At 36.5% G+C, this 14571-nt stretch carries 12 protein-coding genes and 1 other annotated feature; of the genes, 11 read left to right on the top strand and 1 reads right to left on the bottom strand.

Going from position 1 to position 14571, the window contains the following annotated elements; all coding sequences use genetic code 11:
• Positions 1-502: 502 nt before the first annotated feature.
• The 8 genes from ltrA (at position 503) to NSQ59_RS23815 (ending at position 9558) form a co-directional block, all read left to right on the top strand.
• A complete protein-coding gene (gene ltrA, locus NSQ59_RS23850) occupies positions 503-1759 on the top strand; it encodes a group II intron reverse transcriptase/maturase (protein ID WP_340828527.1) in 1257 nt (418 codons plus the stop codon).
• 429 nt (positions 1760-2188) lie between these two features.
• A complete protein-coding gene (locus NSQ59_RS23845) occupies positions 2189-2707 on the top strand; it encodes a DinB family protein (protein ID WP_055742488.1) in 519 nt (172 codons plus the stop codon).
• 332 nt (positions 2708-3039) lie between these two features.
• Complete coding sequence (locus tag NSQ59_RS23840; protein ID WP_340832912.1) at positions 3040-4236, top strand: MFS transporter; 1197 nt, start codon at positions 3040-3042, stop codon at positions 4234-4236.
• A gap of 377 nt (positions 4237-4613) precedes the next feature.
• Positions 4614-6800 (top strand): transglycosylase domain-containing protein, encoded by a 2187-nt coding sequence (locus tag NSQ59_RS23835; protein ID WP_083489554.1) that lies wholly within the window; start codon positions 4614-4616, stop codon positions 6798-6800.
• A gap of 739 nt (positions 6801-7539) precedes the next feature.
• Positions 7540-8379: a serine/threonine protein kinase gene (locus tag NSQ59_RS23830; RefSeq protein ID WP_055742486.1), complete on the top strand. Its 840-nt coding sequence runs from the start codon at positions 7540-7542 to the stop codon at positions 8377-8379.
• Positions 8380-8408: 29 nt separating this feature from the next.
• Complete coding sequence (locus NSQ59_RS23825) at positions 8409-8732, top strand: YbjQ family protein (protein WP_055742485.1); 324 nt, start codon at positions 8409-8411, stop codon at positions 8730-8732.
• Complete coding sequence (locus tag NSQ59_RS23820) at positions 8729-8956, top strand: hypothetical protein (protein WP_055742484.1); 228 nt, start codon at positions 8729-8731, stop codon at positions 8954-8956. Before NSQ59_RS23825 ends, NSQ59_RS23820 begins: the two co-directional genes overlap by 4 nt.
• A gap of 35 nt (positions 8957-8991) precedes the next feature.
• On the top strand, positions 8992-9558 hold the full coding sequence (locus tag NSQ59_RS23815) for an AAA family ATPase (protein WP_055742483.1): 567 nt from the start codon (positions 8992-8994) through the stop codon (positions 9556-9558).
• Positions 9559-10024: 466 nt separating this feature from the next.
• Here NSQ59_RS23815 and NSQ59_RS23810 read toward each other — a convergent pair whose 3' ends face one another.
• Entirely contained in the window at positions 10025-10816 is a 792-nt protein-coding gene (locus NSQ59_RS23810) for a class I SAM-dependent methyltransferase (protein ID WP_055742481.1), read from the bottom strand.
• A gap of 210 nt (positions 10817-11026) precedes the next feature.
• Positions 11027-11282, top strand: a binding site (T-box leader).
• 190 nt (positions 11283-11472) lie between these two features.
• Between NSQ59_RS23810 and NSQ59_RS23805 the strand changes: the two genes are divergently transcribed.
• The 3 genes from NSQ59_RS23805 (at position 11473) to NSQ59_RS23795 (ending at position 14247) form a co-directional block, all read left to right on the top strand.
• A complete protein-coding gene (locus NSQ59_RS23805) occupies positions 11473-13155 on the top strand; it encodes a glutamine--tRNA ligase/YqeY domain fusion protein (protein WP_055742480.1) in 1683 nt (560 codons plus the stop codon).
• Positions 13156-13413: 258 nt separating this feature from the next.
• Positions 13414-13581: a hypothetical protein gene (locus tag NSQ59_RS23800; RefSeq protein ID WP_161809324.1), complete on the top strand. Its 168-nt coding sequence runs from the start codon at positions 13414-13416 to the stop codon at positions 13579-13581.
• Positions 13582-13638: 57 nt separating this feature from the next.
• On the top strand, positions 13639-14247 hold the full coding sequence (locus tag NSQ59_RS23795) for a hypothetical protein (protein ID WP_055742479.1): 609 nt from the start codon (positions 13639-13641) through the stop codon (positions 14245-14247).
• The last annotated feature ends 324 nt before the right edge of the window (positions 14248-14571 follow it).

Raw genomic sequence — 14571 nt, 5'->3', positions numbered from 1 at the left:
AGGCAGAAGTAGCAGTAGCTAAACGCAAGGGTGTCTGTGGTGACGCAGAATCTGAAGGAAGCGGGCGGCAAATCTCCGGTCTGAGGGACACGAACTTCATATAAGGCTAGGTATCATTGGATGAGTTTGCCAAACAAAACGAAGTCCTTTCTGCCAAAGATGATACAGAGTAAATGAAGCAGATAGATGGGGAGAAAGACTGTACTCTTACCTGGGGAGGTCTGGCTGAAATGCCGAGCACACTCGGTAACTTACTTTGTGAAGGGTAATTGAACAGCCAGAAGTCAGCAGAGGTCATAGTACCTGACTAGCTTAAGATGGTTAGGGAAGGACTGAACATTTAAGGAGAATATACACTAGGCGTTCATTGTTTATGATGATACAGACAATCCAATTGGACTTACTTAAAGGAGGAAGTGGTGAATTCCACAGGGGACTTTAAGAGGGTGGAATAAACAATGGCACAAATAGCACGTATATTCACGTGAAAGGATGTATCGAAATGATGGAACGAATACTGTCACGGGACAATCTACTTTCGGCATTGAAACGTGTCGAAAAGAATAAGGGTAGCCATGGAGTAGATGAAATGCCTGTAAAATCCCTACGAGCGCATATTCTACAAAATTGGCAAGAAATCCGAAATTCAATAAAGGACGGAACCTATGAGCCTATGCCAGTCAGACGAGTCGAAATCCCGAAACCAAATGGCGGCGTTCGTTTATTAGGTATTCCTACCGTGACAGACCGTTTTGTCCAACAAGCGATTGCCCAAATATTAACCCCAATCTATGACCCAACCTTTTCCGAACATAGCTATGGGTTTAGACCCAGAAGAAGGGCACATGATGCCGTTAGGGAAGCAAGGCAATATATAGAAGAGGGCTACAGATGGGTAATAGATATGGACTTAGAAAAGTTCTTCGACAAGGTAAATCACGATATGCTTATGGGACTCCTAGCAAAAAGAGTCAAGGATAAGACGATTCTAAAGTTAATTAGAAAATACTTAGAGTCGGGGATTATGATAAACGGTGTGGAAACTATCAGCGAAGAAGGTGTTCCTCAGGGTGGACCATTAAGTCCACTACTTTCCAATATCATGTTAGATGAATTAGATAAGGAACTAGAGGAAAGAGGACACAAATTTGTCCGCTACGCAGATGATTGTAATATTTACGTAAAAACCAAGAAGGCAGGTTTACGTGTCAAGAGTTCTATCACTACTTTCATTGAAAAGAAGCTTAAACTAAAAGTAAATGAAGAGAAAAGTGCGGTGGACAGACCGTGGAAACGAAAGTTTCTTGGATTCAGCTTCACATCAAACCGTAATCCAAAAATCCGTATCGCAAAAGAAAGTATAAAGAGAGCTAAAAGTAGAATAAAAGAACTAACATCAAGGTCAAAACCCATTCCATTGGAATTGCGTATTGAGAAACTAAATGAATACCTTGTTGGTTGGTGCGGATATTTTGCGCTGGCAGACACGCCAACTCCCTTTAAACAACTGGATGAACATATTCGAAGAAGACTCCGAATGTGCCTTTGGAAACAATGGAAACTACCCAAAACAAAAATTAAAAGGCTCATATCCCTTGGCGTTCCAAGAGAGAAGGCCCATGAATGGGGAAATTCTCGTAAGAAATATTGGCGCATTTCGAATAGTCCTATCTTACACACAACACTAAATCTAAAGTTTTGGAGAAATCAAAAGCTTAAAAGTCTGTTAGATAGATACAACCATTTGCGTCATACTTAAGTGAACCGCCGTATACCGAACGGTACGTACGGTGGTGTGAGAGGTCGGGGGTTAGTCACCCCCTCCTACTCGATTTTGGAATTGGTTTTACTAAATGATTTAAAAGAATGGGGAACTAAATTTTTTAGATTGAAACTCAGAAAAATTGTGGGGAAGGAACGAAAAACTGGAATACAGGTTTTCGTTCCTTCCGATAAGGAATATGAAAATGATATAGAGAAACAAGAATTAATTTAAATTGAAAAAAATTCATTTTAGCAATAGAGGGTTTTAAAAGCACAAACACGAATGTTAGTAAAATAGAAAACTTGCAATACTATTCTAGGTTTCAATCCAACATTACCAATTATTAAATGGAACCATGGATGAAGCTGTCATCATGGCTTTAATGCAATAAGTAAATATTGAAAATACAGGAGGATGAATTCGTTGGGGAAAAGATCTTTAAAGATAAGTGCTTTGCCAGGATATGAGGAAGAAATCGGTCGAATGTTATGGTGTTTAGAAGATGTTAGGCGCACCCTTATTGCTGAAATGAAGGGAATCAGTCGAGAATTACTTGATACGAAAATCGATGGGAGACAAACCATTGGCTCCCTTTTATACCATATTGCCTTGATTGAGGCGGACTGGTTATATGTTGAAGTTCTCGGTTCTGACTGGGATCCTGAAATACAATCGTTATTTCCGGAAGAACACCGCTCCGAAGACGGATCATTGGCGCATGTAGAGGGACAAAGTATTCAGGAGCATTTCAATCGTCTTAATAAGGTGCGTGAAGTTTTCCTTTCACACTTTCGTTCAATGGATCTAGCAGATTGGCGCAAACCGAGGGTGTTGGAACAATATGACGTCACACCTGAATGGGTTGTGTACCATTTGATTGAACATGAAGCACATCATAGAGGACAGATTTTCCAATTGTTAAGACAATTACGGAATGAATAAAAGTAACAAAGGAAATTAAAACAAAACAGATAAATTAAGACGGGTAAATGCTCGTCTTTTCTTTTTCTAATAGACTTAAAGGAACATTGTTCTCATAAATATAGTTTGGTAATAAAAAACTATAAAAATCAAAAAAAAACTTTTTTGGATGGAAAAAATTCCAATTGAAAGCAGGAGGATCCTCACTATTTGTCGAATGGAGTAAAAACCAATGTAGATATTTGGAGGTTCGGAATGTCTAATTCCACAATACATAAATTCAATGTAACAAAAAGGTAAAAGGAATTTTTTGCAGATAAGGATCCTTCAAAATTATTAAAGGGGATGTAAGGTTGAAACGTTTTCTTTGGGCATCATATGGAATGTACTTCTTAGGTGGCATGACGAGTGTATTTTTTGGTGCAATTCTTCCTGAGTTGCTTTCCTATTATCACATTTCCTATACATCAGGCGGGTTATTAATCCTACTTCAATCGATTGGGTTTATCTTGGGAGTACCTCTTGCTGCAAGTTGTATGAACAGATACAGTTATAGAGTTGTTCTTACTGGTGCCGCACTTACTGTTGTTCTGGCACAACTGGGTATTTTATTTTTACCAACCTATTCTTGGCTTGCAGTCTTCGTAATATTAAACGGAATTGGTGCATCAAGTCTTGAGACTGCAGTTGCCTCGTATGTTATGGAACTTTTTGTTGGGAGAAGAGCCATCTATATGAGCCGCTTGGAGGTGGCATTCGGTTTGGGAGCTCTTTGTATGCCAGCAATCGAAAGTGTTCTCATTGCACTAGACTGGTGGAGGTTTTCTGCATTAATTGTCAGCGGATTCGCTTTGTTTCTGGCCATTGTTTGGCAAACAGTGTCCATCTCGCTAAAACCTACGGAGGATGAGGAGGGTGATATGGATGCACCAATGGCAAAGGCACCTGTTTTCAAGAGGAAAATTTCCAAATACACCATCCTTATGCTGTTTCTGTTGATGATATTTGTTTATGTTGGGATTGAAGGGAGTCTGAACAGTTTCCTTCCGACTATTTTTACGGTTAATATGAATTCCACCTCCTATATTGCCTCGCTCAGTACAACGTTTTTTTGGATTGCTATGCTTTGCGGGCGCCTTATGATTGGATGGATTGTACGACGCGTAAGCTACGAACGGTATTTGTTAGGCAGCATTTTAATGGGAATCCTTTTCATCTTCCTCATGACAAGATTTAATACTATTGGAGTCTCTTACATACTAGTATTTGGGCTTGGATTAGGGATGAGCGCGCTCTATAGCATTACGATGGTTTATGCAAATCATACATTTCCTGGAATGGAGAGGATAGTAACTAGCGCAGTTACTGCATTTGCTGGAATCGGAGGGGCGGTTTTCCCATTTCTGCTGGGATATATGATGGACCATTATCATCCTAGTCAGGTAATGCTAATAATGGTTGTTTTTTTCTTATTGTTATTTCTACTGTTCGCACTTATTTCTATGAGTTTACGAATCATGCGTAATCGAAGGCCAGCTAGAGATGTGTAGAGATTATTAATTGCTTTTAACTGTATAAAACAAAAGAATGGAATTTGGAAATGGACACTTTCATTAGACCCGCATTAAAATATGCAGGCTAATTTAATGAAAGTGCCTATTTTTCTATTATTCAAACCGCCCCTTCTGATCCAATGAAGTGCTGCCTCTCCTTTTACTCAAAACCTGTACTTTTTTAACATTTTTCATGTTTTCCACACATGAATATGTACACGCGACTAACATAAATATGCCTCATTTCTTCGCCGTATTTACTCCCTAAAAACTTCACTGCCCCCATAAAAATATTTTATTTACGAATGACTATAAATAGTGTGAGTAATGTTTAATTAATAAAATATAATTCTTTAACATAGGAGAGTTTAAATATGTCAGAAGAATCGTATCGTTATCGCCATGAACGTAAACAAGCGGAAAAGGCAAAACAAAAACAGGAAAGAAGAAATAAATCAAAGAAAAAAGCATCCTTGTTGAAAAAAGTAATTATTGCTTGTTTTCTTCTTGCTGTGGTTTCTGTTGGAATAGGCACCGCTGCATTGGCTAAAATGATGAAGGAAACGCCAAAATTAGATCCTTCGAAACTAGTAGTCCCGCTTTCTACTAAATTTTACGATAAGGATGGTAATTTTCTTTACGAATATGGGAAAGAAAGGCGAACGGAAATTACGTATTCCCAAGTTCCTAAAATGTTGGAAGAGGCATTCATAGCCACAGAGGATACCCGTTTTTATGAACACCATGGGGTTGATATAAAAGGAACAGCCAGAGCCATATTGGAGAATCTTACTGGGCATTTTGGTTCGCAAGGCGGGAGTACGATTACTCAGCAAGTGATTAAAAATTCCTTTTTGACTCCTGAAAAAACAATCAAGCGAAAAGTACAGGAATGGGACTTAGCCTATCAATTGGAGAAAAAGTATTCGAAACAACAAATATTAATGATGTATCTGAATAAAATCTACCTTGGAGATGGAGCTTATGGTGTGGCTGCTGCTGCAAAGACCTATTACGGAGTCGATTCCGATCATTTAAAACAATTGACACTTCCAGAGATCGCGATGTTAGCGGGGTTGCCGCAAAGTCCGAGTAATTACGATCCAACTATCCCGGGGAACAGGGAAGAAGCTACGAATCGCCGTAATGTCGTCCTAAGCGCTATGAATAAGCAAGGATATATTACTAAAAAGCAAATGAATGAGGCGAAAAAAGTTCCAGTTACAGCAGGACTTTTGCCGAAAAGGAAAAACCAAGGCATGCCGTATGAAGCGTTTTTGGATGCTGTTGTAAAAGAAGTGGAAGGGAAACTAAAGAATGTAGACATCACTTCGGATGGATTATCTATATACACAACTTTAGATACAAAAGCACAAGATTATGCGGATAAAATGATGAACACTAATACAATTATTTCTTATCCGAATGATCGTTTTCAGGGAGCGTTTGTATTTTTAGATACAAAAACGGGAGAAGTACGGGCAATTGGAAGCGGCAGAAATGATTATAAAGCATCCTTTAAAGGAAATAACTTTGCAATTGATATTAGCCGTCAACCTGGATCTTCTTTTAAGCCAATTTTTGATTATGGTCCGGCTATTGAAAATTTAAAATGGTCTACAGCGCATCAAATTAATGATCAACCAACGACGTATACAACTGGTCAGCAAATTTCAAACTGGGATCATCAATATCATGGGAATTTATCTATAAGGAAAGCACTTCAGTGGTCTTACAATATTCCTGCTCTCCTAACACTTCGTGATGTGGGGATGACAAAGGCACAAAATTTTGCGGAAAAACTGGGTATTGCCTTTAAGGATAATACCGTTTACGAATCATATGCAATTGGAAGTAATACGGTAAATCCGCTAGAGATGGCAGGGGCATACAGTGCGTTTGGAAATAACGGAATATATAATACACCTCATTTTGTCCAAAAGGTTGTTTTTCCTGATGGGAAGGTGGTAAATTTTAACCCTAAACCGGAAATTGCCATGCAAGATTACACCGCCTATCTTGTAACAGATATGCTAAGGACAGTTGTAAAATCCGGTACCGGAACAACAGCTAATATTCCTGGGTTAGATGTTGCTGGAAAAACGGGGACAACCAATTTTGATGATAAAACAATTGCAAAATACGGGTATCCGTCCAATGCGACAAATGATAGCTGGATGGTTGGATATACACCACAATATACAATGGCGGTATGGACTGGATATGCGAAAAATGGTCCAGGCAATTATATGATGGGAGATACTACTAAAGTCTCTCAGTTAATGTTTAAAAATATGATGCAAGCATTCGGCACCGATAGAAGCAGTTTTAAGCAACCTAATGATGTGTTTAGAGAAAATAATGAATTATACATTAAAGGTGGAGAGTATGTTCCGCCTCCAGTCCCTCAAAAAACGAATAATAAAAAACAAAAAGATGAAAAGAAAAAAGAAAATAAACATAAACATGAAGGGCCAAAGCCTAAACATGGACCAAAACCTAATCACGGACCCAAACCGAAACATGGTCCAAAGCATAAAGATAATAAGGGTAAACATTAATATTAATTTTTAGCTTGTTCGGTTGTTTTTATAAGGTAAGTGCTTTATAGATAGAAAATTAATGTTAGGAAAGGGGGATTAGAAATGGCATGTGGTTTCTTTTAGTCCTTCTTATTATCCTTTTAATCTTTTTAGTTATTAGCTTACTTATTGTTTGGAAACGAAGAAAAAACAAAAAATACTTCCCCGTTCCCACAAAGTGAAATGTTAAGCAGGGGGCAGTCCCATAATAGGATGGGGATATATGACCGTTGATTTAGCCAACATGAAGTTGGCTTTTTTTTATGGTTTACTAGGAAATATTAAATTGTGAACTATTAAGTCTTTTTAGTACCCTAGGATCTTATGATTTTTTCTTATTTTATACTTACGTCAAATTTTCGAAAGTGGTGTTGTCTTATACAGGTATTCAAAAGGCCAATTTCCAGTAAAAACCGTGTTAAGATATCCTTTATAAGCGTTCAAAGACCAACTTCAAGCAGAATCCGTATCCAGATGTCCTTTATAAGCGTTCAAAAGACCCACTTCTAGTAATAACCTATTCAACATGTCCTTTACAAGCTACTAAAACAGCCATAGCATTCAAAATCCTATAGTACTTTTAAACATTATCAATCTCTTGCTAATAAGACTATTTTTTTTATGAAATAAATGGAAAGGTAACTTGTAAAAATTCAAATATTTCAGATATAATCAGTAGTGAAGTTTAGAAGGATCATAGAATGCGAGGCGAGTAGCATTGATAGTCCAAAATATAGACGGTATAAACTATGAGTTGCAGGAACCCTTTGATATGTCCTTTTTATCATCATACGGGAAAGTCTTTCGGGTTTTTGATAAACAGGATTCCGGCTGTATTTGTTTTGGAGTGCAAAATAAAGGCAAAAAGTTATTTGTAAAATTTGCTGGTGCTAAACCAGTTCGATTTAAAGGAGCTCCACAGGATGCAATATCAGGGCTAAAAGCTGCCTGTAAGGTATATGAGGATTTAAGACATAAAAATTTGGTGTTCTTTATCAAGGGTGAGAATATAGGTAATGGTTATGCAACCATCTTTGAATGGACAGATGCTGAATGTATGGGCAAACAATATGATGCAAGGGATAAGTTTTTTGAATTGCCGGTTGATGATAGGATACATATATTTAAAGAAATTCTTGTCTTTCATCAATTTGTATCTGAGAAGGGTTATGTCGCTATAGATTTCTATGATGGTAGCATCATGTACGATTTTACTAACAAGAAGACAATTATCTGCGATATTGATTCTTATTCAAAGATGCCTTACATAAATTCTATGGGGAGAATGTGGGGATCATCGAGATTCATGTCTCCGGAAGAATTTGAAAAAAATGCTGTTATCGATGAGGTTACCAATGTTTATTTGATGGGGGCAACGGCATTTGCATTATTAGGAGATGCAGCAGAAAAAACTTTTCAAAAATGGAATGCAGACAAGGTGTTATTTGAGGTTGCAAAGAAAGCGGTAAGTAATGATAGATCAAATCGATATCAATCGATAGAAGAATTCATTGCGGAATGGACTCGCGCAAAGAACGGGAAATTCCACAGATTATAAAAAATAATATTAATGAAGAGGTGACTAAGGTGATTGTAGTAACAACAGAAAATATTTCAGGCTATAAAATTGTAGAAGTAAAAGGCCCGGTATTCGGACTGATCGTAAGAAGCAGGGGACTTGGAGGTGATATTGCGGCCGGCTTAAAATCCCTTGTAGGCGGAGAAATTAAACAATATACTGCGATGTTGGAGGATTCAAGAAAAGAAGCTTTAGACCGCATGATTATCAATGCCAACCAAATGGGTGCAAATGCAATCATCATGATGCGGTTTGATTCCGGTGAAATTGGTAAAAACATGAGTGAAATCGTCGCATATGGAACAGCGGTCGTGGTAGAACAGCTACAATGAAATACATCGCAGGGATTTATGCAATAGAAATTATTGCAGTAATTATTTGCATTTTACTAGGTTATTTTATTTACGATAAAAGATTTAAGCGGAATCACGGAGCAAAGGTTCCTCCCGGTTTCAAGGCAACCGAGGAAGTAAATATTGACCCTGTGACTGGAGAAAAAACTAGGGTTTATTATAATGAGAAAACTGGGGAACGGTTTTATCGACAGGAAAAGTAGTATTCAAGGAAGAAATAGCTAGAGGAGTTGAAGCGATGAAGAGGCTAGTAATTATTACAGTGGGTAAAACTCATTCTGGAAAAACAACATTTGCAAATGCTTTAGAAAAACAGTTAAGTAACTCATTTGTTATGGACCAAGATAACCATGCTGAATTTATTAATAAATATTATAAGAACTTACAACCAAAACAAGGACCGAATACTCTTAAGCATTCTCTCTCAAAGCTAATTGTCAATTATGCCAAAGAACATACAGATTTTCACTTTATTATTTGCAACTCAAACCGAAGTAGAAAAGGACGATTGTATTTGCTTGAAGAGTTGTTTAATACTGAAGAGTTTGTCCGTATCCTGGTTCATTTTGATATTCCCGACCATGTTCTTCAAAAAAGAATTACTCAAAGTCAAAGAAGTACGAATATATTTAGGGGGGCATATACAAATTTTGAAGAAGTGCTTATACGGCAACAGGCTGAATCTTTAAAAGAAGATGTAGTTGATCCAATTGAAGGTGAAGCGGACTGTTTATTTGTAATTAAAAATAACGAAGAAGTTAATTCCGTTATTCAAAAAATTGTTCGTATTGCTGAAATTTATTAAGCTAATGGGACTAAAGCATCTAAGGAAGGAGTCTGAAATGAAGAAGTTAAACAACTATTATTCTTTTGTATTTCTATCATTGTCTCTATTATTAGTGATTTTAATGAAAATAAGATATGTCTTTATATGGAATTCATTTAGGTATATCTTCTTTTGGGTTAATAACCTAGGTCCTGCATGTCTTCTTCTGTTTTTAGGAATTGTAACTTTATTTTTAATCAAAAAACCTAAGATACGATGGATTGCATTAATTGGTAATGCAGCCATCTTATTGTTCGTTTTAGGTTACACAGCTTTGATGGTAATATTAATAAATAATAATCCTAATCCAAAGTAATAAGCATGTAATTTTTTTGTCCATCTAAAACCAGGAAAGTTTCTTGGGGAGATAAGGGTGCTTTTCTTGATTATATGGAGTCTTCGTTGTTGTGAGAAATGAAAGCACCCATTGAAATAAAACCAATGATTATTTGAGACCAAGCTTCACTGATAGATTCAGTTTTTCTTTAAACTCCCCAGATTGATTCAGATTTAGTAATGCTTCTCTAAGTTCCCTCTCAAACAGCACAATATTATCGCCAAGAAATCGTTTTGAGCCATAGGAGGTAGAATAAAGGTTTCCGAGTATGGAATCAATCGTCCATGTTATTTCATATGTAGGTAAATGGTGAATTTCTAAGTTAAAGTTTGAATTGGATAATACTTCTTCATGGCTCATGGTAGGGTGTGTATAGATGCTATTTCCAGCCCTTCTATCTTGTCCATACCATTTTTCTATTACCTTATTTAGTCGATTTTGCCATGGTTCCAGCTTTTTCTCAGGTTCATAATTATCTATAATCGCAACACCGCCGCTATCCGTAACCATTTCGTATAATTCTTCTAAAATCTTAGAACGGTCCATCCAATGGAATGCTTTTGCTATTGTTACTAGGTGAAACTTCTCGTTTTGTTCTTGTTTATATTTTTCTAATGTTCCGATATACCAATCTATATTACCGATTCTTATCTCTTGATGGACACGCCTAGCTTCCTCAATCATTTCTGATTCCCTGTCGATTCCAACGATTTTTTTACACCAATCGGAAAATCTAATTGTCAGATGCCCTGTACCACATCCTAAATCAAGCAGCTGTTGCTCTCCATTTAAAGAAAATTTATCGACCAGGTATCTAATAAGAGAAGAAGGATATATTGGTCTGTATTTTGAATAATATGGTGCTGCACCTTTAAATAATTCATTACCGTATTTGTTCAAGTTTCTGTCCCCCTATATTGCAGCTTATGTTCAAAAAGCCGGATTTTTATCTCATTAATCATGAAGAACACCCTGCATAAGCTAGGACATCTATATTTCCGCTTTAAATTGATATTCTGTATGATTAATCATTAGTCCTTCTTTTGGCAATACCTATAATATCTCTTTACAAAATTCATCTAAATTGTTATCATAGGAAAAATTTATTTGATATTTGCGATGAAGAGAAGAGTAGATAAAATCCATTCTTTACAGAGAGCTCCGGTTGCTGAAAAGGAGTAAGATTGATTTATTGAACCAAGCCTCTGAGCATCACATTGGAACTATTCATAGGGATAGTGTGACGGGAGCTCCTGTTATAGAGCTAGGGTATAAGTATTGTTTTTGAATACCGTACCTGAAGAGGTTAATATGGCGACATATTAATAAACTGGGGTGGCACCGCGATACAAATCTCGCCCCAAGGCTTTTAGTGGTCTTGGGGGTGGGATTTTTTTGTTTTAGAAACTTACAGTGTTAGGTCTTTAGTGCTGAAATGAGCTATTCCATGCTAACTTGGGTCCGTTTGCAGCAAAACTCGGTCCATTTGGAGAGAACTTCGGGCCATTCAGTGAAGATTTCGGTCCGTTAAAAAATTTATGAAGGAGGATTTAAAAATGGGTGAAGAAAATGGGCTATTTTTCAATAACTACATTGATAAGCTAATGGAAGAGGATATAAAGAATCAGGCATTTAAAAGAGAAATTTGTACCAGGTTTCCTCCTGAACCAAATGGATACCTTCATATTGGGAATGCATATGCCATTCATATGAACTATATGATGGCAAGAAAATATAATGGAAATTTTAATCTTCGTTTTGATGATACAAATCCTTTAAAAGAAGACAGCGAGTATGTAAAGGCAATTATTGAAGATATTAATTGGCTGGGCTATTCCCCTGATCAGCGAATATTTTACGGTTCTGACTATACAAAGGAAATTTTTAATGCAGCTATTCAATTAATAAAAAAGGGTAAGGCATATGTTTGTGAGTTATCACCGGAAGAGATGACAGAATACAGGGGGACTTTAACAGAACCTGGAAGAAACAGTCCTTATAGAAATCGATCTGTGGAGGAAAACTTGGATTTATTTTTGAAAATGAAAAACGGTGAATTTCCAACGGGTTCTATGGTATTGCGTGCGATAATAGATATGGCTTCACCAAATATGAATTTTAGAGATCCAGTCCTTTACAGAATCATTCACGCAGCCCATTATCGAACAGGTAACGAATGGTGTATATACCCAATGTATGATTTTGCTCATCCAATACAAGATGCGATAGAAGGAGTCACTCACTCCTTATGTTCCATCGAGTTCAAGGATCACCGGCCTCTCTATGAGTGGGTTTTAAACGAATTAGAAATCAAGGAGCCGCCTAAACAACGAGAATTTGGCAGAGTTAACTTAACGGGTGTTGTTACAAGTAAGAGATATTTGCGGGAACTAGTAGCGGGCCATTTTGTGGATGGATGGGATGACCCGAGATTACCGACACTACGCGGGTTAAGAAGAAGAGGGATTACACCAGAGAGCATACGAATTTTTGTCCATGAAATGGGTTTTGTTAAACATCGAAGTACTATTGATTATGCTATGCTGGATCAGTCCTTGCGCAGCGACTTAAAACCCAAGGCTAAAACGATTATGGCGGTTTTAAATCCTTTAAAGGTTACGATTACAAATTATGACGAGGCAAAAACAGAATTATTATCTATTGAAAATAATATGGAAAATGCCGCATTGGGGAGCAGAGAGGTTCCTTTTTCAAACGTAATTTACATTGAAAAAGAAGATTTTATGGAGGTACCGACGAAAGGGTTTAAAAGATTGTCTCTACATTCAGAAGTTCGTTTAAAAGGTGCTTATTTCATCAAGTGTAATGAGGTTATAAAAGATGGAAAAACAGGAGAAGTACTAGAACTGCGATGCACCTATGATCCAATGACAAAAAGCGGTACTGGGTTTACAGGAAGAAAGGTGAAAGGAACGATTCACTGGGTTTCTGCTAGTCATGGGGTAAAAGCGGAGGTTCATCTGTTCGATAAATTATTCGAAAATGAAGAGATTGTAAGGGACACCGAAAAAACATGGGAGGAAAAAATTAACCCGAATTCCAAAGTGGTAATGAAGGACTCAATTATTGAACCATCTATTAAAGAGGCCAAAGTGGAAGAGAAATTTCAATTTATTCGCCACGGATATTTTTGTGTTGATAAATATTCAACGGATAAAAAACTTATCTTTAATAGGATAGTTCCATTGAAAGACTCATGGAAAGGGAATAACGGTTAATTGAACCTTCAAAAATATATAGCTGTCAATTTGGCAGCTTTTTTTGTATGCTTATAAAGGAAAATTGTGGTTAATCAGAGAAGTATTAAAAACGTACACAGTGTCCGCTAATTCCTTTAAATGGAGGGATTCATTAAAAATAACGGATTCTATGTCCGCAAGAGATATTCATTTCTCCGGTTTAAAGCCTTTGAGCCCTATTATTTGATAAGAGTTTTACTTTCATAATTGAAATACATACAAAAGGAGGATCATATATTGATAGTTATACTACTAATTGTTGCTGTTTTGGCAGCAATTGCATCTATTGTTGCATGTATTAATACACAAGCAATAGTAAGAGATTTATCGGAAATAAAGGAAAAGCTGGGGATTAAAGAAATTAAAAAGCCATCCTTTTTAGATAAGGATCTGGATAATGATTAATTCTTAGAGTCATATCCGGTCTTTAGAGGATTTACTTATTATACGAGAGGTATCAAAATGAACGGAATAGATTTACTAGATTTTATCGAGAATTGGCATTCCCTTTGCACAAAAGAAAACTTTATTGGTTTAGGATCAACAAGAAAAGTGTATCGATTTAATGAATATGTCATAAAAGTGCATTTAAACCATATTGGATATTTGCAATCTTTAAGAGAACTTGAAATATATCAATATATTAAACAAACTAAGTATGCACATATCTTTTCCCCGGTTTTTTATGTAGATAAAGAAGTATGCATTCAACAATATTATCAGGAAGTTCCAATGTATGATAATCAAACCTTTGACATTCACGAACGCAGTGGTTATTGGACGTTTCCAATCCATTATGATGAATGCATTGAAGTATTGGATAATGAATGGGATGTATTTGATATCAAGGATAGCAGCAATTATGGGATCAATGAAAAGCAGGAGTTAGTATTGATAGATTACGGGATGAGCAAGACATTATATGAGAAGGAATGGGTGCCTGCCGCAGAAAAAGGAGAAGTTCCGCAAATTGAAGTTCATATTTGCAGGGGTTGTGGAACACAAAAAGAAATTCGTATGTATGGGAAAGATGATTCGGATATACGTTGTATTGCTTGTGGAAAAGAATAACTGTGGAAGTTCTCTGGTTTTGTTTCCAGTTGAAGTTATTATATAAAAATGTTCGACTCTCTCTTATGTGGAATTCGGAAATAATTTAAATATTAATGTCTATGTATCTCTGCCTGGTTTCATTACTTTAATTTAAATGAAATATAATCAATATGCCTCCAATGTAAAATCCTTTATTGGAGGCATATTGATTTTAATCCTTTTTTCAGAAGAACTAAGGCTTAGGTCTTAATATTATTTACTTCTTTCGCTCGTTATAAAGTGATATAGGTTATTGATATGATGTAATATATAGGTGTATAAGGTAATATGCGGAAATACTCC

It is taken from the genome of Margalitia sp. FSL K6-0131 (assembly GCF_038008735.1).
Taxonomy (GTDB): domain Bacteria; phylum Bacillota; class Bacilli; order Bacillales; family Bacillaceae_C; genus Margalitia; species Margalitia shackletonii.
The sequence above is the reverse complement of the archived record's forward strand: the minus strand, read 5'-3'. Positions and strand labels throughout refer to the sequence as shown.

Bases quoted from the DNA above. Each gene is read 5' to 3' on its own strand.
- ltrA (WP_340828527.1), top strand. From the start codon at position 503: ATGATGGAACGAATACTGTCACGGGACAATCTACTTTCGGCATTGAAA.
- NSQ59_RS23835 (WP_083489554.1), top strand. From the start codon at position 4,614: ATGTCAGAAGAATCGTATCGTTATCGCCATGAACGTAAACAAGCGGAA.
- NSQ59_RS23820 (WP_055742484.1), top strand. From the start codon at position 8,729: ATGAAATACATCGCAGGGATTTATGCAATAGAAATTATTGCAGTAATT.
- NSQ59_RS23815 (WP_055742483.1), top strand. From the start codon at position 8,992: ATGAAGAGGCTAGTAATTATTACAGTGGGTAAAACTCATTCTGGAAAA.
- NSQ59_RS23805 (WP_055742480.1), top strand. From the start codon at position 11,473: ATGGGTGAAGAAAATGGGCTATTTTTCAATAACTACATTGATAAGCTA.
- NSQ59_RS23795 (WP_055742479.1), top strand. From the start codon at position 13,639: ATGAACGGAATAGATTTACTAGATTTTATCGAGAATTGGCATTCCCTT.